Source organism: Streptomyces sp. A18 (assembly GCF_059026065.1).
The window spans coordinates 66,851-85,840 of the sequence record NZ_JBWLKL010000020.1 but is presented as its reverse complement, the minus strand read 5'-3'; the positions used below and the strand labels follow the sequence as shown (position 1 = coordinate 85,840).

The following is an 18,990-nucleotide window of genomic DNA, read 5'->3' as shown; positions in this document are numbered from 1 at the left end:
GTGGGAGAATCTTCCGCGTGGACGGGGGGATCCTCGAGCGGGATCTTGAGCTGGCTCGACTGACCGCCGCCGCGCGGGAAGCGGCCGACGGTGCGGGTTCGGTGGCGCTCGTCTTCGGTGAGGCGGGGATCGGCAAGTCGAGCCTCGTGAAGGCCCTGCCGGGTGTGCTGTCCGCGCAGGCCAGAGTGCTGGTCGGGCAGTGCGACGACCTCGCGACGCGGCGGCCGCTCGGCCCCTTCCGCGACCTGGTCGGCAGCGTGCGGGCCGAGCTTGCGCAGGCGGTGACCGAGGGCGGCGACCGGCGCCGGGTGTACGACGCGCTGCGGGCGGAGCTGTGCGGACCGCCGCATCCGACGGTCCTGGTCGTAGAGGACGTGCACTGGGCGGACGAGGCCTCACTCGACGCGCTGCGGTTCCTGGTACGCCGTGTGGACCGGATGCCCGCGGTCCTTGTGCTGACCTACCGTGACGACGAGTTGAGCCGCGAGCACCCCCTGCGGCACCTCCTGGGCCAGGTTTCGCAGGCGGCGCGCGTGCACCGCGTCCCCCTGCCCCGGCTCTCGCGGAACGCGGTGCGCACCCTGAGCGCGGCGAGCCGCCTCGATCCCGCGCAGGTGTACGCCGTGACGTCGGGCAACCCCTTCTACGTCGCCGAGGTCGTCGCGGCGGGCGGTACCGGGGACGTGCCGCCGACCGTGGTCGACGCCGTCCTGGCCAGGCTGCGCGGCCTCGACGACGCCGCGCGCGACGCGCTCGAACAGCTCGCCGTGGTGCCGTCGGCGGCCGAGAGGAACCTCGCCGACGCGCTACTGCCGCACGGCGTATGCCAGTTGACCTCGGCGGAACGGCGCGGCCTGCTGGTCGTGTCCCCGGAGCGCGTGGCGTTCCGGCACGAGATCATCCGGCGGGCCATCGCCGACTCGCTGCCCGCCGCGCGGCGCATCGAACTCAACCGGAGGGTGCTCGCCGTCCTGGTCGCACAGCCCGGCGCGGACTCCTCGCGCATCGTCCACCACGCCGCCCAGGCGGGCGACCAGGACGCCATCGCGCGGTACGGCCCCGACGCGGCCAGGGACGCCGCGCGCACCGGCGCGCACCGCGAGTCCGCCGCCCAGCTGCGGCTCGTCCTGCGCCGGCGCGAACGCTACGGCCCCGCCGAACTCGCCGACCTCCTGGAGCGGTTCGCGATCGAGAGCTACACCATCGCCGACTCCCCGGCCGCCGTCAGCGCCCAGCGGGAAGCCGTCGCCCTGCGCCGCTCCCTCGGCGATCTGCGCGCGCTCGGCGCCGATCTGCGCTGGCTCTCGCGGATCCACTGGTGGGCGGGCGACGCGGACGCGGCACAGGAGGCCGCGCGGGAGGCCATCGACGTACTCGAACAGGCCGGGGACGAACGGCTCTTGGCGCTCGCGCTCAGCAACACCTCTCAGCTGCGCATGCTCTCCGACCGGTACGCCGAGGCCGTCGGGTACGGCGAGCGCGCCATCACCCTGGCCCGGCGTACGGGCGACGCGGCGATCCTCTCGCATGCGCTGAACAACGTGGGCACGGCCCGCTGGCGCGGCGGCGACCCGCTGGGGCGACCGCAGTTGGAGGAGAGCCTGGCCGTCGCCCTGAAGGCGGACGAGGCCGAGCACGCCTGCCGCGCCTACGCCAACGTCATCTGGACGCTCTTGGAGAACCTCCGGTTCACCGAGGCGGACCACTTCCTGCGGCCCGCCATGGAGTTCGCGGATCGCACCGAGCACCTGGGGTTCCTGCGCTACCTCCAAGTGGAGCTCGCGCTACGGCAGTTCGCCGCGGGGAAGTGGGACGACGCGGAGAAGCACGCCGAGTCCGGTGACACCTACGAGTTCCCGCCCGCGCGCTGCCCCGCCCTGACCGTCCTGGCGCGCATACGGATCCGACGCGGCGCCGAAGGCGGCGACGAACTCCTCGGACGGGCCTGGGAGGTCGCCGCGCGGACCCGTGAGCTCCAGCGCACCGCCCCGGTCGCGGCGGCACGAGCCGAAGCCGCCTGGCTGCGCGGTGAACACGCGGCCGTGATCGACGCCGTCGGCCCCCTGTACGCGCAAGCGCGCTCCCTGGCCGCGACGCCGTACCGGGCGGAGCTCGGCCACTGGCTCGCCAGAGCGGGGCACCCGGTGACCGCGGGCGACTCGGGCCACCCGTACGCCCTGCAGGCCGCCGGACAGTGGCGTCAGGCCGCCGACGCCTGGCGGGCGGCGGGCTGCCCCTACGAGTACGCCGCAGCCCTCGCCCAGAGCCCGGACCCGGCGGACAAGCTCACCGCGCTCGCCGGCCTCGACGCTCTCGGTGCCGAACCCCTGGCCCGGATCGTCCGGGCCGAACTGCGCACCCTCGGCGTCGCCCGGATCCCGCGCGGCCCGCACGCGGCGACCCGCAGCAACCCGGCGGGCCTCACCGGCCGCCAGCTGCAGGTCGGGCGGCTCCTTGCGGAGGGCCTGACCAACTTCGAGATCGCGGCCCGGCTCTATCTGTCGGTGCGCACGGTCGACAACCACGTCCGTGCGGTCCTGGAGAAGCTCGGCGCCCGCACCCGGCGCGACGTCGCCGCGCGCGCCGCGCAGCTGGGGGTCGAGATCGGCTGCGAAAAGTAGGCAACCGCCGGACGCGAGCTGGGTGGTGGGCACGGATATCGGTGCGTCACGGGCGGCACTAGAACGGGCGGATCGGTTCCACCAGTCCAGCATCGGATGCGCCAATCCAACACGGGGGAGCACATGTCCATGACGCCCGCACAGGCAGCACGTCACGAACTAGCAGGGTTCAAAGGGGAGTTGACGGGCCCAGAAGACGCCGGGTACGACGCGGCGCGCGCCGTCTACAACGCGATGGCCGACAAGCGCCCCGCGCTCGTCGCCCGCTGCGCCGACGCCGCCGACGTCTCCCGCGTCATCGGCTTCGCCCGCGCCCACGGCCTGCCGCTGGCGGTCCGCGGCGGCGGCCACCACGGAGCGGGCCTCGGCACCGTCGACGGCGGTGTGGTCGCCGACCTGTCACCGCTCAAGGCGATCGAGGTCGACGCGAAGGCCCGCACGGCGCGGGTCGGCGGCGGCTGCGTCTGGGGCGAGGTGGACCGCGCCACGCACGAGCACGGCCTGGCCACACCGAGCGGCATCATCTCCACGACCGGCGTCGGGGGCCTCACCCTCGGCGGCGGTCTCGGCCACCTCACCCGCAGGTTCGGACTGAGCATCGACAACGTCCTTGAGGCGGAACTCGTCCTGTCCGACGGCCGCCAGGTGCGGGCGAGCGCGAAGGAAAACGCCGACCTCTACTGGGCCATCCGCGGAGGCGGCGGCAACTTCGGCGTCGTCACGTCCTTCCTCTTCCGGCTCCACGAGCTGAGCACGGTCGTCGCGGGGCCCACCTTCTGGCCGGCCGAACAGGGCGCCGAAGTCCTCGCCGCCTACCGGGACTTCCTGCCCCAGGCGCCGCGCGAGGTGAACGGCTTCTTCATGTACGGCACCGTGCCCCCGGCCCCGCCGTTCCCCGAGAGCCTCCATCTGCGCAAGGTCTGCGGCGTCGTGTGGTGCCACACCACCGACGACCCCGCAGCGGCGACCCACGCGATGGCTCCCCTGCTCGGCGTGCTGCCCGACCCGCTCCTGCACGCCGTGTCCCCGATGCCGCACCCCGTGCTCCAGTCCATGTTCGACGGCCTCTACCCGCCCGGCGACCAGTGGTACTGGCGCGCGGACTTCGTCGACACGATCCCGGACGACGCCGTCGCGCTGCACGCCAAGTTCGGCCCCGACGCGCCGACCATGAAGTCGACGATGCACCTGTACCCCATCGACGGCGCCGCCCACGACCACGGCTCCACGGACACCGCCTGGAGCTACCGCGGCGCGCGCTGGGCCTGCGTCTACGCGGGAGTGGACACAGACCCGGCGGGCGCCGACCTCATCAAGCGCTGGACCGTCGACTACTTCGACGCCCTGCACCCGTACTCGGCGGGCGGCGCCTACGTGAACATGATGATGGACGAGGGGCAGGAACGCGTACGGGCGAGCTACCGCGACAACTACGCCCGACTGGCCCGCGTCAAGGCCGTGTACGACCCGGACAACGTCTTCCGCCTCAACCAGAACATCGAGCCCGACCCGCGCGGTCCCGCGTGACCCCGGCGGTCCGCCCGCCGCGCCCCGCGGCGGCGCGGGCCGTAGCGTGGCAGCCATGTGCTGGAGCGCGACGGCCGATCTCGTGGCGGGCACGGTGATCTCCGCCGTGGGGGTCGCCTCCGTGGTCCGGGCCGCCGGGCGGCCCCGCGACCTGCCCCTCGCCGCGCTCCCGCTGCTGCTCGGCGCCCACCAGATCATCGAGTCCGAGGTCTGGCGGGGCCATGGCGGCACCGGCCCCGCCACCGTCGCCTGGGCCGTGATCGCCATGCCGCTGCTCGCGCTGTGGATGCCAGTGGGGGTGCTGTGCGCGGCCCCGCCGAGCGCGCGCCGCCGACTGATGGTCCCGCTCGCGGCGGGGATGGCGACGGCGGCGGCGCTCTCGTACTACCTGGCGACCCGCACCGTGACCGCCGAGATCCGCGGCCACACGGTCGGGTACTCGCTCGGCCTGCCCCATACGGAGCTGATCGTCGCCGGATATCTCGTCGCCACCATCGGCTCCCTGCTCCTCTCCGGCGACCGGGGCCTGGTCCTCTTCGGCGTCCTGGTCGCCGTCGGGGCGGCGGTGTGCGTGGTGCTGTGGCGGCAGGAGTACATCTCGACGTGGTGCGCGTTCGCGGCGATGTGCTCGGTGGCCTTGTACCTCTGGGTCAGAAGGCGTTCTCGTCCAGTTCGAGTGCCGTCCGGTCCAGGCTCTCCAGAAGCGTGAACTGGGCCTCCGTCTTGGGCAGTTCATGGTGGAAGAAGTACTGGCAGGCACCGCGCTTGCCCGCGTGGACATCCTCGGTGCCCGCCTCGGCCGCGAGCAGCTGCTCCAGCCACATCCAGGCCACGACCACATGCCCGACCGCTTCGAGGTAGACGCTCGCGTTGGCGAGCGCCGTCCGCGGGTCACCGTTCGACCAGAGCCGCCGGGTCACGTCGACCGCACGCGCCATGGACGCGGCGAGCGCACGCCCGTACCCGGCCGCGGCACCACCCGCCGCGGCGGCACGGGCGCTCGTCCGCGTGATGCGCTCGCCGAGGAGCCGCAGCCCCGCACCGTCGTCCATGACGACTTTGCGGCCGAGCAGATCGAGGCCGTGGATGCCGTGCGTGCCCTCGTGGATGGGGTTGAGGCGGTTGTCGCGGTAGAACTGCTCGACGTTGTACTCGCGCGTGTAGCCGTAGCCGCCGTGCACCTGGATCGCCAGGTTGTTGGCCTCCAGGCACCACTGCGACGGCCAGCTCTTGGCGATGGGGGTGAGCACGTCGAGCAGCAGCTTCGCCTCGTCGCGCGCCTGCGGCGACGTGCCGGTGTGCTGCTCGTCGAGCAGCCGCCCGCAGTACAGGTTGAGCGCCAACGCGCCCTCCACGTACGCCTTCTGGGCGAGCAGCATCCTGCGTACGTCGGCGTGCTCGATGATCGGGACCTGCGGCGAGGCGGGGTCCTTGGCGGCCGGTGGACGTCCCTGCGGGCGGGTGCGCGCGTAGTCCAGGGCGTGCAGATAGCCGGTGTAGCCGAGCGCGGTGGCGCCCAGGCCCACACCGATCCTGGCCTCGTTCATCATGTGGAACATGTACGCGAGGCCGTGGTTCGCCTCACCGACGAGGTGACCGACCGCGCCGGGCTCACCGCCGGGCCGGTGGGCGCCCTCGCCGAAGTTCAGCAGCGTGTTCGTGGTGCCCCGGTAGCCCATCTTGTGGTTGAGGCCCGCGAGCACGACGTCATTGCGCTCACCGAGCGCACCGTCGTCCCCGATCAGGACCTTGGGCACGATGAACAGCGAGAGCCCCTTCACGCCGGGCGGGCCGCCGGGGATGCGCGCGAGGACCAGATGCACGATGTTCTCCGAGAGCTCGTGCTCGCCGCCGGAGATCCACATCTTGTTCCCGAAGAGGCGGTACGTCCCGTCCGCCTGCTCCTCGGCCCGCGTGCGCACGTCGGCGAGCGAGGAACCGGCCTGCGGCTCCGACAGACACATCGTGCCCAGGAAGCGGCCCTCCACCATGGGGCGTACGAAGGTCTCGATCTGCTCCTTCGACGCGTGCGCCAGGAGCAGATTGGCGTTGCCCATGGTCAGGAACGGGTACGCGGCGGTACCGACGTTCGCCGCCTGGAACCACGCGAAGCAGGCCTGCGCCACCACGGCGGGCAGCTGGCCGCCGCCGATCTCGTGATCCATGGCACTGGCCAGGAGCCCGGAGTCCCCGAAGACCCGCAGCGCCTCCTTGACCTCGGGGATCACGTGCACGCGCTCACCGTCGAAGGTGGGCTCCTGGGCGTCGCTCTTCTTGTTGTGCGGCGCGAAGTGCCGCGTGGCGATCTGCTCGCTCAGTTCGAGCGCGGCGTCAAAGGTCTCGCGGGAGTGGTCCGCGTAGCGCTCCCTGCCGGTGAGCGCGGGCACGTCGAGCCACTCGTACAGCAGGAACTCGAGATCGCGGCGGGAAAGGAGCAGGGATGCCATGCGGATTCTCCAGGCGGTGACGGCGGGACCGGTCCCGGGGCAGGGAGCCCCGCACACCCGATACTAAGCGGTTGCTTATGGGGTTTGTCGAGTGCCGCCCCCATGACCCCCCGCCGGCGGGCTCAGTTCTGCGGCTCCGCCTGGAAGGTGACCGCGTGCACGGCCTCGAACAGAGCCGTGACGTCCTGCCCGGTGAGCCCCTCGGACCGCGCCTGGCGCATCCACTCGGCGAGGGCGGCCTGCAGCGGGGAGTCGGGACCCGCCTGAGGGCTCGCGAGGGAGCGGGTGATGAAGGTGCCGGCTCCTTGGCGGACCTCGGCGAGGCCCGCCCGCTCCAGCTCGCGATAGGCCTTGAGCGTCGTGTTCGGGTTGACCTTCGTGGCCGCGGCGACCTGCGCGGCCGTAGGCAGCCGGTCGCCCTCCACCAACGCCCCCATGCGCAGGGCCTGTTCGACCTGGCGCACGATCTGGAGGTACGTGGCCACACCGCTGCGCCGGTCGATGCGGAACTGGACCACTGTCTCCACCCTCTGCTCGTTTGCGGCCACTTTACGTATCCGTCGCCTTGTCCCGGTCTACAGGGGCCGCCGGGAGGCCCACCACAGGACGAAGAGGGCCACGGCGGCGGTGCCGCCGAGCAGCAGGGCCGCACCGGTCCACTGCATGCCCGGCATCTGGTCGTAGTGGAAGTACTCGACCACGTTGTTGACGATGCCGTGATCCTTGACGCAGGCGTCGGAGGCCTTCTCGGTCTGCTTGGCGCACATGCCCCACCCGTACAGCTGCCCGTCCGCGGTGCCGATCCAGCGGTCCGTCTCCACGGCGCTGCTGCTGTTGACGATGGCGGGCGTGTCGCCGTTCAGCGGCCACGTGATCAGGCGCGGGGTGGCGAGGCGGTCACGGAACTCGCCCCAGGCCACCTCGACGACCAGAGCGAAGAAGAACGTGGCCAGCATGGCGGGGAGCACCCTGCGCAGCAGCATGCCGATCGCGATGCCGCTGGTGGTGAGGAAGAGGGAGAGCGCCGTCAGCATGGCGCCCGTGTTGTCGAACACCGAGCCCGAGAGCCACTCCGAGAGGAGGACGTCGCGGTAGGGCTCCCACCACCAGAAGAACAGCGTGGCGAGGGCGACGGTGGCCACCAGGACCAGTGACAGGCACCAGACCAGCTTGGCCGCGAGCCAGCGGCGGCGCGGCACCGACTGCGTGGTGACCAGGTGTGCGGTGCCGTGTTCCTGGTCGCTCGCGATCAGCGGGGCTCCGAGGAAGACGGCGAGTACGACGGGCAGGGCGCCCAGTGCCTGGGCGATGTACTCGTAGCTGTCCGGGGCCGACATCAGGCTGACGTCCTTGTCCGGCCAGCCGCGCGCGGCGAGCATGTCGGCGAGCGCGCCGCGTTCGTAGACGATGGCGGCCGCGCCGAGCACGACCAGGCCGACGATGATCCATGTCGTGGTGCGGTGCTGGCGCAGGACGAGCCAGGTGAGCCCGTGCAGCAGGCCCGGCTTCTTCGCGGACTGCCCGGTGCGCGGCGGCTCGGTCAGGGTGGTGCTCATGCGGCGGCGATCCCCTCGGTCTCGATGCGTGCGTCACGCGTGAACAGCGGCTCGGCGTCCGGCGAGCGGAGGTGGGCGAGCAGGACTTCCTCCAGGCTCGGCTCGGTGACCTCCCAGTCCGGGGCCAGCGGGCCGTTCGGGCGCAGGAGGGCGCGGAACTGGCGTCCCTGGACGCGGAATTCGACCACTTCGTGCGGGGCGAGATCCGCCGGCGGCTTGCCATCGGGGGCGAGACCGGTCACCAGGGCGTGGGCCGGGACCAGTTCATCGGTGTCACCGGCCATCCGGATCCGGCCGCCGGCGACCACCAGGAGGAAGTCGCACATGTCCTCCAGCTCGGCCAGCATGTGCGAGGACATCACCACCGTCGTGCCGCGCTCGACGGCCTCGGACATCAGCAGGGAGCCCATCTCGTCCCGGGCCAGCGGGTCGAGGTCGGCCATCGGCTCGTCGAGCAGCAGCAGATCGGGCCGCTTGCCGAAGGCGAGCGCGAAGGCGACGCGGGTGCGCTGACCGCCGGAGAGCGTGCCGACCTTGGCGTTCAGCGGGACGTCGCCGGCGCGCACGATCCGCTCGGCGGCGGCCATGTCCCAGCCCGGGTTGAGCTCGCTGCCAAGCCGCAGCGTCTCGGCCACGGTGAACCGCTTGAACAGCGGCTTGTCCTGCGAGAGGAAGGCGTAGCGGGGCATCGCGGCGGGATCGCCCACCGGCACTCCGAAGACGCGCAGTTCGCCCTCGGTCGCGTTCACCAGGCGGGTCGCGAGCCCCAACAGGGTGCTCTTTCCCGCGCCGTTGGGGCCGACGAGGCCGCAGATCCGTCCGGCGGGCAGCTGGAAGGAGCAGTCACGCAGCGCCCAGCCGCGACGATAACGCTTGCCGAGACCGCGGGCCTCGAGCGCGGGCGCGCTCCGAGGGCCGCCGGCCTCGGTGGGGTCGGCAAGGGTCATGTGCGCACGCCTCTCTCGATTCCATTAAACAATTAATGGAATAATGATCTGCACGCCACGAACCTGTCAAACCGCTCTGGGGGTGCCGGGGCGCAGTTCCCGCGCGTACGGCGGCTCCGCACCCGGAATGCCCGGCGCTGCTACCTGAGGGGGACGGGCGCTGGGTGCTGATGCTCTCGCTCTGGATCGGCGACATCACGTACACGACGTCGTACCTCATCGGCGAACTGCGCCCGGCGGGCGAGGAGTTGTGCTTCGTGCCCGAGACCGGCGGGAGGCTGGACCACGGCCGGGATTTCTACGGCGACTACGCCTTCGTGAACCGCCGGGGCGCCGCCTACCCCGACACCGTCTACGGCTGCGACACCGACTTCGTCGGCGCCGCCGCCGCGTCGCGCTGGCCCGGGATCAGGACCGGCGGCAGCTCCCCTTGCTTCACGTGCACCGTCCTGACCGGCGAGGGCACCCGGATGCCCTCGGCGCGGTAGCGCTGGTGGAGCTGCTTGATGAACTCGTGCTTGATGCGGTACTGGTCACTGAACTCGCCGACGCCCAGGATCACCGTGAAGCTGATCCTGGAGTCGCCGAACGTGTGGAAGCGCACGGCCGGTTCGTGCTCGGGGAGAGCGCCGTCGATGTCCTTCATGACGCTCTCCACGACCTCGGTCGTGACGCGCTCGACCTGCTCCAGGTCGCTGTCGTAGCTGACGCCGACCTGGACCATGATCGACAGATCCTGCTCGGGGCGGCTGAAGTTGGTCATGTTGGTGCCCGCGAGCTGGGCGTTGGGGATGATGACGAGGTTGTTCGACAGTTGACGCACCACCGTGTTGCGCCAGTTGATGTCGACGACGTAGCCCTCTTCGCCGCTGCTGAGCTGGATGTAGTCGCCCGGCTGCACCGTCTTCGCGGCGAGGATGTGTACGCCCGCGAAGAGGTTGGCCAGGGTGTCCTGCAGGGCCAGGGCGACCGCGAGGCCGCCCACGCCGAGCGCCGTGAGCAGCGGGGCGATGGAGACGCCGAGCGTCTGCAGGACGACGAGGAAGCCCATCGCGAGCACGACGACGCGGGTGATGTTGACGAAGATCGTCGCCGAGCCCGCGACGCCCGACCGGGACTGCGCGAGGGACTTCACCAGGCGGGTGACCACGCGGGCCGCCGTCAGGGTCGCGGCGAGGACGAGCAGGGCGGTCAGCGTCATCGTGACGTTGCGGCCGGTCCTGGGGGTGAGCGGAAGGGCGGCGGCGGCCACGGCCGCGCCGGCGGTTATCGCCGCGCAGGGGACCAGGGTGCGTACGGCGTCGACGATGATGTCGTCGCCGCTCCACCGGGTCCTGCTGGCCCTTTCACCCAGCCACCGCAGAATCATCCGCAGCAGCAGACCCGCCGCGATGCCGGCGGCCACCGCGATACCGGCGGTGATCAGGTCGTGCCATGTGAGGGCTCGCTCCATCAGCTCATTCTCCAGGTTGTGCGGGCGTCGGACGTATGTTCGCCGTCCGGCGCGAGCGTCATCCTGCCCCATGGGTGCGGCGCCGTTGCCGGGGGCCCGGCCCCAGCCTGCCGTCAACTCGACCGGCGCAGGGCGAAATCCGACATCCCGCGCCGAACCGCCTGACCCCGGGTCAGTTCCGCCACCGCGCCCAAACGCCCGCCACCTGCTACGGCTTGCGCGCGACCCCCGCGTACAGCGGCACCGGCGTGCCGTTCCTCACTTCGTCGACGCCGAGCTCCGGACGCCAGTCCGGCAGCCAGGTGATGCCGGGGTCGAGCAGCTCCAGGCCCTCGAAGAACCGCTCCACATCGGCCCGCGCACGCGGCACGAGCGTGACGCCGCCCGCCTTGTACATCTCGACCGCTTTGTCGGTGCGCTCCGGGTCGAAGTCGCCCGCCATCTGAGAAAGGACCAGATGACTGCCCGGAGCGAGGGCGTCCACGAGCCGCTCCACGACGTCGTACGCGCCGTCCTCGTCGCTGATGAAGTGCAGCAGCGCGATCACGGAGAGGGCGATGGGTCGGCTGAAGTCCAGTACACCCTCGGCCTGTTCGAGGATCTTGTCCGGCTCGCGGGCGTCCACCTGGAGGTACTCGGTCGCCCCCTCGGGCGTCCCCCGCAGCAGCGCCTCCGCGTGCGCGAGGACGATGGGATCGTTGTCCACGTAGACGACGCGCGCCTCGGGGGCCGCCGACTGGGCGATGCGGTGGAGGTTCGGCTCGGTGGGGATCCCCGTGCCGATGTCCAGGAACTGGCGTATCCCGCCCTCTCCCGCGAGGCGGCGCGTCGCACGCTGCATGAACCAACGGTTGTGCTGCGCGCAGTACTTGGTCTGCGGTTCGAGCGACACGATCTGGAGCCCGAGCTCCTCGTCCACCGGGTAGTTGTCCTTGCCGCCGAGGAACCAGTCGTAGACCCGGGCGGGGTGGGGCCTGCTGGTGTCGATCGGGTGGGTGGCGGGTGGCGGGATCGCGGTCATGCGTCAACTCCCAGGCGGGTGGCGGGCGTTCAGGCGGACGTTGGGTACGTCCGGTCATCGTGCCCGCCCATCCCGTCGGGCTCAAGCGCTACTCGGGTCCCGCAGCAGGCTGCCCGCGCCCGGTACGTGCGCCGGCAGCCCCAGTTCGGTCAGGACGCGGTACGCCGTCGCGGTGGCCGCGGACAGGACGGGCAGGCCCGCGGCGTCCTCCACCGCCTGGATCGACGCCAGAGAAGGCATCTGCACACACGCCGAGAGGACGAGCGCGTCCGCGCGGGACAGGTCGACGCGGCGCCAGTGGTCGCGCAGGTCGGCGGGGTCGAGCCGGGCGACCGCCAGATTGTCCGGGACCTCCAGACTGAGCGCGTCCACGACCTCGATCCCGGTGTCCTCGATGTAGTCGGCGACCAGTCGTGTGAGCGGCTTCATGTACGGGGTGATGATCGCGACGCGCGCCGCGCCGAGCGCCTTGATGCCGTCGAGCAGGGCGCCCGCGCTGGAGATCACCGGTGCCTGCGCGCCCTCGGAGCGCAGGGCTGCGGTGATCTCGTCCTCGGCCGTGCAGTGATGGCCTGGGCCCTGCGCCATGATCGCGACGAGGCAGGCCGTGGCGACCACGTCGGGCCTGGCGTCGGCCAGTTCGAGGGCGGTGCGCTCGGTCTGCGCGTTCATGGCCTTCAGCTGCTCGGGCGTCACGTGCTTCATGCGCATCCGGCTGCTGTGGAAGACGAACCGATCCTGCGGGGCCACCGACTCGCGGTCGCGCAGCATGCGCGGCAGCTCCGTCTCCATCGTCAGGTTCGAGCTGGGCACGATCATGCCGATGTGGTGGTCGGTAGCCGTCTTCGCGGTCGCTGTCGTCGCGGTCACTGCCACGGGATCCTCCGGATGTTCTCGTACGGCTGCCCGTACGGCTATGAGTCCTCGGTGAGCCCCTCCCAGTGATCGGCGAGGGACGTGAGGAGATGCATGACCTCATCGCGCCGCCCGGCACCGAACGGCTCGAGGAGCCGCTCGTCGAGCTCGCGGGCGCGACGGTTGGAGTCGAGGAGGGTGCGCTCACCCTCCTCGGTCAGATAGAGGAGCTTGCGTCGGCCGTCGTCGGCCGCCGTCTTGCGCAGGAGTAGACCCCGGTTCTCCAGGCGCCGTGCCACGTCCGCCATCGTCGACGTGTCCAGGGCCACCGCCGACGCCATCGACCGCTGGTCGCGGCCAGGCGATGCGTCCACAGCCTGCAGCACGGCGAACTGCGGCCCGGTGAGGGTGGGGTCCACCGCGCGGATCCAGACCGCGAGGTAGGCCTGGTACAGGCGCCTGACCTGGTATCCGGGCGCGGCCGTGAGGGCGGCGGGCGGGCCGGTCTTTCCTGACGCCGCAGCCGTCGTGGTGGAGGTTTCGTCAGCCATGGGGCCCACTTAAGCACGGTGGTTGATCGGTTCGGGCGGTCAGGTCAGCATCGGGCGCACCGCCTCTCGCAGGGCGGCGAGTGCGGCGGGGGCGCTGTCCCAGAACAGCATGTGGCCCGCGTCAGGGACGCCGCCCATGACGGCCGAGGGGTGCAGCCGCGCGGCCTCGGCGACGCCAGCCGCGGTGACGACGGGACTGTCCGCGCCGTACAGAAGTGCGGTGGGTCCCGGCACGGAGGGCCACCAGTCGAAGAAGTCCTCCGTCTCGAAGCCGCGGTGCGTGGCCGCGATCGCCTCGGCGTCGCAGCTCGCGAGCCAGCGGGCCCGCAACTCCTGCTCCCGGCGCGGCCAGCGCGGCCAGGACAGGGCCACCTCGTCCGCGTCGGTACCGCGCCCGGCCTCGGCCAGCTGGCCGAGGAAGGCGTCCAGGGGCGTGGGGTAGGGCCCGCGTCCGGGTCCGCTCATCGGCGGGTCACCGAGCACCGTGCCGCGCAGCGCCACCTTGCCGCGGACCGCGGTCACCGCGGCGATGCGCGCGCCCATGGAGTGCCCGAACAGGACGGGCCGGTCGAGTCCGAGCCCCGTGACGACGGCTTCGACGTCCTCCGCGTACTCCTCCAGGGAGTACGAGCCGCCGCCGTCGGAGAGGCCGCGCCCCCGGACGTCGAGAACCAACGGGCGTACCACGTCGGTCAGTTCGCGCGCCACGAAGTCCATCGTGACGGCCGGGCTCGTGATCCCGGGCAGGACGAGGAGCGGGACGCTGGAGCCGCCGTAGTCGAGGAGGTGCAGCCGTGTGGCGCCGGAGCGGACCCAGCGGCTGGTGGCGGGGACGTCGGCCAGGTCCGCGAGGGCGGACTGCGGCAGACAGCGGTCGGGCGGGGTCATGCGTTCCTCCTGGCGTGCGTGAGGGTGCCGAGGTAGTCGACTGCTTCTTTGAGGTCGATGACGTCGCCGTACTTGGCCTGGATGTCGAAGAGGCTCGCCTCGTGCGGTCCCGCGGCGCGGTCGCCGACGCAGGCGCGCGGCACGAGCACCGAGAACCCGCTCTGCACGGCGTCGACCGCCGTCGCCCGCACACAGCCGCTCGTCGTCGCCCCGCACACCAGGACCGTGTCGCAGCCGAGACCGGTGAGCAGCGCGGCGAGCGAGGTCCCGAAGAAGGCCGAAGCGCCCTTCTTCACCACCATCAAGTCCTGGGGCTCACGCGGCAGTCGGGGGTCGAGTGCGACCTCCTCGCTGCCCTCGACCAGGGAGCGCATGCCCTGCGCCTTGTGCAGCCAGGTGATGGCGTCACCCGTGGCCTCGGCGGGCGTGTAGGCGATCGCCGTGAAGATGACCGGCACATCGGCGGGTCGTCCGCTCTCGATCAACTCACCGACCGCTCCTACCACGTCGGTGAGATCCGCGCCCGAGGAGAAGCCCTCCTCGGTGAACCCCCGCGTGAGGTCGACGACCAGGATCGCGGGGCGGTTGCCCCGGCGCACGGGAGCGCCGAACCCGGCTCGTTCGTAGGTGCGTTCCGTCTCCTGCCCGTAGTTCACGATGACCTCCTCGGCGCGCGCAGGGCCCGCAACTCCCGTGCCTGGGCGCCGAGTCGGCCGAGCAGCCAGCCCTCGAGGAGCCCGAACGCGAGGGCACCGGCGACGACGCCGTACTTGGCGGCGGCCGGACCGAGCAGCATGGCGAGGCCGTCGAGTTCGGCCTCCGCCGGGGCCGCCGGGCGGGCGGCCGCTCGGGGAGTCGCTCGGGGAGTCGCGGAGGGCAGGCCGGCAGGCGAAGAGGCAGCGGGTGTCCGCTCCTGGTCGAGCAGGCTCCCCAGATTCTGCGCGAACTGCTGCAGGATCCGGTCGGACACCGTCGCGATGGCCCCCTTCCCGAACTGCGCGATCTTGCCCCGTATCAACAGATCCGTGGAGAGCTGGAGCAGCGCGCCCTCCGGAGCCGCGAGCACGTCGAGCGCGACCTCGGCCTCCGCGTCACCGCTTCCGCGGGTGTCGGCACCGCGCGCCTGGACCCGCAGCCGCCGCCCCTGCGGATCGACCTCGAGGAAGCGGACCGTACCGGCGTACGCGGCGCTGATCGGGCCGACCCTGATCTTCACGGAGCCCTGCCAGGCGTCCCCGTCGCGTCCCTCCAGCGCGGCGCCCGGCATACACGAGGCGACCCGCTCGACATCGTTCATCAGGGCGAAGACCTCGTCCGGCGAGGCCTTGACCGGAACCGAATGGGTGAGCTGCATCAGAACTCCTTGGGGCAGCGACGGGCGACGGCGCACCCGTCGATCGCCTCGACGATGGTCTGGTAGCCGGTGCACCGGCAGAGGTTGGAGGCGACGACCTCGCGGATCTCGTCCTTGGTCGCCTCGGGCCGCTCGTCGAGGAACCCCTCGGCGAGCATCAGGAAGCCCGGGGTGCAGAAGCCGCACTGCAGGCCGTGGTGCTCGCTGAACGCCCTTTGCAGATCGCTCAGTTCGGACCCGTCCGACAGAGATTCGACGGTGCGGATCCGGGCGCCCTCGGCCTGCGCCGCGAACATCAGGCACGCGCGCACGGGCCTGTCGTCGACCAGGACCGTGCACGCGCCGCAGATGCCGTGTTCGCAGCCGACGTGGGTGCCGGTCAGGCGCAGATCGTGGCGGAGCACGTCGACCAGGGTGCGGCGCGGCTCGGTGATCACCTCGTGCCTCTCGCCGTTGACGTCGAGCGTGAGCAGCAGAACATCGGTGGCGGTGCCGTCGCCGGTGTGGGTGTCGGTCATGAGGAGAGCTCCAGGTTCAGGGCGCGGTGCACCGTCTCCGGGGTGATGGGGGTGTGGTCGAGCTCGACGCCCGTGGGTCGCAGGGCGTCGTTGACGGCGTTCAGGACCGCGGCAGGCGCCCCGATGGTGCCTCCCTCGCCCGCGCCCTTCGCGCCGGTCTCGGTGAACGCGCACGGCGTCTGAAGGTGGTGGATCAGGACGTCGGGGATCTCGTGGGCGGTGGGCACCTTGTAGTCCATGAAGCTGGTCGCCGACGGTTCGCCCTGGGCGTCGTACGTCACCTGCTCGAAGAGCGCGCCCGCGATGCCCTGCGCGATGCCGCCCCGGCACTGCCCCTCCACGACCTGGGGGTTGATCGCCACCCCGCAGTCCTCGACGCAGACGTACCGCAGGATCTCCACCTGCCCGGTGCCTTCGTGGAGTTCGACGACCACGGCGTGTGTGGCGTTCGAGAACGTGCCGTCGTTGAAGACGTCGAAGGAGGCGGTGGCGCTGAGGCCCGGCTCGATGTCCTTGGGCAGCAAATGCGCCTGGAGATAGGCGACATCGGCCAGCTCTTCGTAGGTGAGGACACGGCCGTCGCGGTGGTGTGCGCCCCCGCCCGCGAGCTCCACGTCCTCCCGCGCGGCGTCCCAGCGCGCCGCCGCGATCCGGCACAGCTTCTCGCCGAGCTTCGCCGCCGCGAGCCGCACCGCGCTGCCGCCCACCGTGATGGAGCGGCTCGCGAAGGTGCCCCAGCCGTACGTGATGCGCTCGGTGTCGCCCTGATGGAGCTTCACCTTGTCAATGCCCAGGCCCAGTTCATCGGCGACGATCTGCGCCATCGTTGTCTCGTGGCTCTGCCCGTGACTCATCGTGCCGGTGGTGACGGTCACCGCGCCGCTGGTGTCCATCCGGACCTCGGACAGATCGAAGCCGGGGACGACCCGCATCTTGCGCTGCGCGAAGGCCGCCGAGCCGTAGCCGGTGCGCTCGCTGAAGCAGGAGTAGCCGATGCCGATGTGCCGCCCCCGCGCCGCCGCCGCCGAACGCTTCTCGTACCAGCCCTCGTCCTTGACGAGTCGCTCGCACAGGTCCAGGGACTCCAGGTAGGAGCCCGGGTCGTACGTGATGTTGTTGACGCCCGTGTAGGGGAACTCGGTGATGACGTTGCGGCGCCGGATCTCGACGGCGTCCAGGCCCAGTTCACGTGCGGCACGCTCGAAGAGCCGCTCCACCACCATCACGTACTGCGGACGGCTGACGCCCCGATAGGGCGCGGTCGGGGCCTTGTTGGTGGTGACCGCACGGCCGCGCACCCGGTAGGCGGGCACTTTGTAGACGCCCGGCATCTCCGCCGACGCCATCAGCGGCTCGATGCCCGCCGTGAACGGATAGCAGGAGTAGGCACCCATGTCGCACACCACATCGGCGTCGAGCCCGAGGATCCTGCCCTCCTCGTCGAAGGCCGCCCGCACGTCGTAGTGCTGCTCGCGGGCGAGGAAGGAGGCGGACAGGGCGTCCTTGCGGTCCTCGATCCACTTCACCGGCCTGCGCAGCCGCAGCGCTGCCGCTGCGGCGGCGATCTCCTCGCGCCCGACGACGCACTTCTGACCGAAGCCGCCGCCCATGTCGGGCACCACGACCCGCACCGCCCGTTCGTCCAGGCGCAGACAGCGGGACGCCACCGTCCTTACCTGGTGCGGGACCTGGGTGCAGGTCTGTACGACGAGCTGCTCCTCGCGGTCGTCCCAGTGGGCGACGACCCCGCGTGTCTCCAGGGGGAGGGCGTTCTGCCGGCCGGTGCGTGACTCGACGTGGACGACGCAGGCCGCGGTGTCGAAGACCTCGTCGATGCCGTCCGTGGCGAAGAGGGATACGTCCACGAGGGTGTTGCGGGCGGCCTCGTCGTGGACGAGGGGAGCGCCGGGCGCCAGGGCGTCCTTCTCGGAGGTGACCGGCTGGAGAGCCGCGTAGCTGACCTTGGCCGCCTCCAGACCGTCCTCCGCGGCGTACGCGTTCCGCGCCACGACGACGGCGATGGGCTCACCGACGTAACGGACCCGGTCGCGTGCCAGGACGGGCATCGCCGTCGGCACGAACTCCGAAAGCGGACGGCCGAGTTGGGCGGTTATGTCGGTCAGCTCCAGGTCATCGGCCGCGAATGCCGCGACGACGCCCGGCACGTCACGTACCGCCGTCAGGTCGATCGACGTGATCTCGCCGTGTGCGACCGTGCTGCGCACGAACTGGGCGTGCAGCATGCCCGGCAGCGCGATGTCGTCGACGAACCGGCCGCGGCCGGTGAGCAGCCGGGGGTCCTCGCGCCGGGAGACGGACCGGCCGACCAATTGGCCGTCTTTCATGGACCTGCCCTCCTTCACTGGCTCGTTCACTGGCTCGTTCATCGGGCCATCGCCTCCTCACAGGCACGCAGGACCAGCGTGCGGACGAGCTGCTTGCGGTAGTGCGTGCTGCCGGAGGCGTCGGCCGCTGGTTCGACGGCGTCCGCCGCCGCCGACGCGCATTCGGCGAAGGAGCCGCCGCCCGCGAGGACGGCCTCCGCCTCCGGCACCCGCACCACGGCGGCGGCGACCCCGCCGAGCGCGACGCGTCCGCCCCGCACCGTGCCGCCCGTCACGTCGAGGTCCACGACGGTGGAGACGAGCGCGAAGTCCCCCTGCCGTTCGGCGAATTCGGCGAGCGCGGCGTGCGGTGCCGGGCGCGGGAAGACGATCTCGACGAGGATCTCGTCGAAGTCGAGCGCGGTGGTGTAGTAGCCGAGGAAGAAGTCCCCGGCAGCGATCCTGCGCTCGCCGCGTGGCCCGCGGGCCACGAACTCCGCGTCGAGCGCCAGGGCGAGCAGACACCACTCGGCGGTGGCGTCGGCGTGCGCGATGCTGCCGCCGACCGTGCCGCGGGTGCGGATCGGCAGGTGCCCGATCCACCGCATGGCCTCGCGCAGCACGGCGAAGTCCGCCCCGAGCCGCCCCGCCGGGTCTCTCTCCACCGTGTGATGGGTGGTGAGTGCCCCTATGCGCAGCCCGCCCGCCGCATCGGTGTGCAGCCGGTCGAGCTCCCGCAGGCCGCCTATGTCGACCAGGTGCCGGGGCCGTGCCAGACGGAAGTTCATCATCGCGACCAGGCTCTGGCCGCCGGCGACGACCTTGGCGTCGTCACCGAGCTCGGCGAGCAGCCGCGTGGCGCCGTCGAGGTCGCGGGCCCGGTGATAGGCGAAGGGGGCGGGCTTCATGGTCCTCCTGTCGTACGTTC

At 71.6% G+C, this 18,990-nt stretch carries 17 protein-coding genes; 3 read left to right on the top strand and 14 right to left on the bottom strand.

What is annotated here, in order from left to right:
- Positions 1-17: 17 nt before the first annotated feature.
- From AC5P1C_RS27090 to AC5P1C_RS27080, 3 genes are all read left to right on the top strand, one after another.
- Positions 18-2,621 carry an ATP-binding protein gene (locus AC5P1C_RS27090; protein WP_493868540.1) on the top strand — a complete coding sequence of 868 codons (2,604 nt, stop codon included), beginning with the start codon at positions 18-20 and terminating at the stop codon, positions 2,619-2,621.
- A 123-nt stretch (positions 2,622-2,744) separates the two neighbouring features.
- Positions 2,745-4,148, top strand: a complete 1,404-nt coding sequence (locus AC5P1C_RS27085; protein WP_493868539.1) for an FAD-binding oxidoreductase — start codon at positions 2,745-2,747, stop codon at positions 4,146-4,148.
- Between the two features lie 55 nt (positions 4,149-4,203).
- On the top strand, positions 4,204-4,857 hold the full coding sequence (locus AC5P1C_RS27080; protein WP_493868538.1) for a DUF6629 family protein: 654 nt from the start codon (positions 4,204-4,206) through the stop codon (positions 4,855-4,857).
- Here the strand turns inward: AC5P1C_RS27080 and AC5P1C_RS27075 are convergent.
- From AC5P1C_RS27075 to AC5P1C_RS27010, 14 genes are all read right to left on the bottom strand, one after another.
- The gene (locus AC5P1C_RS27075) at positions 4,799-6,595 is read right to left on the bottom strand and encodes an acyl-CoA dehydrogenase (protein ID WP_493868537.1); all 1,797 of its coding nucleotides are present in this window, start codon (positions 6,593-6,595) and stop codon (positions 4,799-4,801) included. The two genes, AC5P1C_RS27080 and AC5P1C_RS27075, sit on opposite strands and share 59 nt — an antisense overlap.
- A 122-nt stretch (positions 6,596-6,717) precedes the next feature.
- Entirely contained in the window at positions 6,718-7,122 is a 405-nt protein-coding gene (locus tag AC5P1C_RS27070; RefSeq protein ID WP_493868536.1) for a GntR family transcriptional regulator, read from the bottom strand.
- Between the two features lie 48 nt (positions 7,123-7,170).
- The gene (locus AC5P1C_RS27065) at positions 7,171-8,151 is read right to left on the bottom strand and encodes an ABC-2 membrane transporter-related protein (protein ID WP_493868535.1); all 981 of its coding nucleotides are present in this window, start codon (positions 8,149-8,151) and stop codon (positions 7,171-7,173) included.
- Entirely contained in the window at positions 8,148-9,098 is a 951-nt protein-coding gene (locus tag AC5P1C_RS27060; RefSeq protein ID WP_493868534.1) for an ABC transporter ATP-binding protein, read from the bottom strand. The genes AC5P1C_RS27065 and AC5P1C_RS27060 overlap by 4 nt, the downstream gene beginning before the upstream one ends.
- A gap of 352 nt (positions 9,099-9,450) precedes the next feature.
- Positions 9,451-10,551: a mechanosensitive ion channel family protein gene (locus tag AC5P1C_RS27055; protein ID WP_493868533.1), complete on the bottom strand. Its 1,101-nt coding sequence runs from the start codon at positions 10,549-10,551 to the stop codon at positions 9,451-9,453.
- Positions 10,552-10,759: 208 nt separating this feature from the next.
- Positions 10,760-11,572 carry an SAM-dependent methyltransferase gene (locus AC5P1C_RS27050; protein ID WP_493868532.1) on the bottom strand — a complete coding sequence of 271 codons (813 nt, stop codon included), beginning with the start codon at positions 11,570-11,572 and terminating at the stop codon, positions 10,760-10,762.
- Positions 11,573-11,653: 81 nt separating this feature from the next.
- Positions 11,654-12,391, bottom strand: coding sequence for a maleate cis-trans isomerase family protein (locus AC5P1C_RS27045; protein WP_493868595.1), 738 nt, complete (start codon positions 12,389-12,391; stop codon positions 11,654-11,656).
- 95 nt (positions 12,392-12,486) lie between these two features.
- On the bottom strand, positions 12,487-12,978 hold the full coding sequence (locus AC5P1C_RS27040) for a MarR family winged helix-turn-helix transcriptional regulator (protein ID WP_493868531.1): 492 nt from the start codon (positions 12,976-12,978) through the stop codon (positions 12,487-12,489).
- Between the two features lie 39 nt (positions 12,979-13,017).
- Entirely contained in the window at positions 13,018-13,866 is an 849-nt protein-coding gene (locus tag AC5P1C_RS27035) for an alpha/beta fold hydrolase (RefSeq protein WP_493868530.1), read from the bottom strand.
- A complete protein-coding gene (locus tag AC5P1C_RS27030; protein ID WP_493868529.1) occupies positions 13,863-14,522 on the bottom strand; it encodes an isochorismatase family protein in 660 nt (219 codons plus the stop codon). Before AC5P1C_RS27030 ends, AC5P1C_RS27035 begins: the two co-directional genes overlap by 4 nt.
- A complete protein-coding gene (locus AC5P1C_RS27025) occupies positions 14,519-15,220 on the bottom strand; it encodes an SRPBCC family protein (protein WP_493868528.1) in 702 nt (233 codons plus the stop codon). Before AC5P1C_RS27025 ends, AC5P1C_RS27030 begins: the two co-directional genes overlap by 4 nt.
- On the bottom strand, positions 15,220-15,738 hold the full coding sequence (locus AC5P1C_RS27020) for a (2Fe-2S)-binding protein (protein ID WP_493868527.1): 519 nt from the start codon (positions 15,736-15,738) through the stop codon (positions 15,220-15,222). Before AC5P1C_RS27020 ends, AC5P1C_RS27025 begins: the two co-directional genes overlap by 1 nt.
- Positions 15,735-18,083 (bottom strand): xanthine dehydrogenase family protein molybdopterin-binding subunit, encoded by a 2,349-nt coding sequence (locus AC5P1C_RS27015; RefSeq protein ID WP_493868526.1) that lies wholly within the window; start codon positions 18,081-18,083, stop codon positions 15,735-15,737. The genes AC5P1C_RS27020 and AC5P1C_RS27015 overlap by 4 nt, the downstream gene beginning before the upstream one ends.
- 38 nt (positions 18,084-18,121) lie before the next feature.
- Complete coding sequence (locus AC5P1C_RS27010; protein WP_493868525.1) at positions 18,122-18,970, bottom strand: FAD binding domain-containing protein; 849 nt, start codon at positions 18,968-18,970, stop codon at positions 18,122-18,124.
- Between the last annotated feature and the right edge of the window lie 20 nt (positions 18,971-18,990).

Coding starts and splice junctions, on each gene's coding strand:
- AC5P1C_RS27085 (WP_493868539.1), top strand. CDS start 2,745: ATGTCCATGACGCCCGCACAGGCAGCACGTCACGAACTAGCAGGGTTC.
- AC5P1C_RS27080 (WP_493868538.1), top strand. CDS start 4,204: ATGTGCTGGAGCGCGACGGCCGATCTCGTGGCGGGCACGGTGATCTCC.
- AC5P1C_RS27075 (WP_493868537.1), bottom strand. CDS start 6,595: ATGGCATCCCTGCTCCTTTCCCGCCGCGATCTCGAGTTCCTGCTGTAC.
- AC5P1C_RS27065 (WP_493868535.1), bottom strand. CDS start 8,151: ATGAGCACCACCCTGACCGAGCCGCCGCGCACCGGGCAGTCCGCGAAG.
- AC5P1C_RS27060 (WP_493868534.1), bottom strand. CDS start 9,098: ATGACCCTTGCCGACCCCACCGAGGCCGGCGGCCCTCGGAGCGCGCCC.
- AC5P1C_RS27055 (WP_493868533.1), bottom strand. CDS start 10,551: ATGGAGCGAGCCCTCACATGGCACGACCTGATCACCGCCGGTATCGCG.
- AC5P1C_RS27050 (WP_493868532.1), bottom strand. CDS start 11,572: ATGACCGCGATCCCGCCACCCGCCACCCACCCGATCGACACCAGCAGG.
- AC5P1C_RS27045 (WP_493868595.1), bottom strand. CDS start 12,391: ATGATCGTGCCCAGCTCGAACCTGACGATGGAGACGGAGCTGCCGCGC.
- AC5P1C_RS27040 (WP_493868531.1), bottom strand. CDS start 12,978: ATGGCTGACGAAACCTCCACCACGACGGCTGCGGCGTCAGGAAAGACC.
- AC5P1C_RS27035 (WP_493868530.1), bottom strand. CDS start 13,866: ATGACCCCGCCCGACCGCTGTCTGCCGCAGTCCGCCCTCGCGGACCTG.
- AC5P1C_RS27025 (WP_493868528.1), bottom strand. CDS start 15,220: ATGCAGCTCACCCATTCGGTTCCGGTCAAGGCCTCGCCGGACGAGGTC.
- AC5P1C_RS27020 (WP_493868527.1), bottom strand. CDS start 15,738: ATGACCGACACCCACACCGGCGACGGCACCGCCACCGATGTTCTGCTG.
- AC5P1C_RS27015 (WP_493868526.1), bottom strand. CDS start 18,083: ATGAAAGACGGCCAATTGGTCGGCCGGTCCGTCTCCCGGCGCGAGGAC.
- AC5P1C_RS27010 (WP_493868525.1), bottom strand. CDS start 18,970: ATGAAGCCCGCCCCCTTCGCCTATCACCGGGCCCGCGACCTCGACGGC.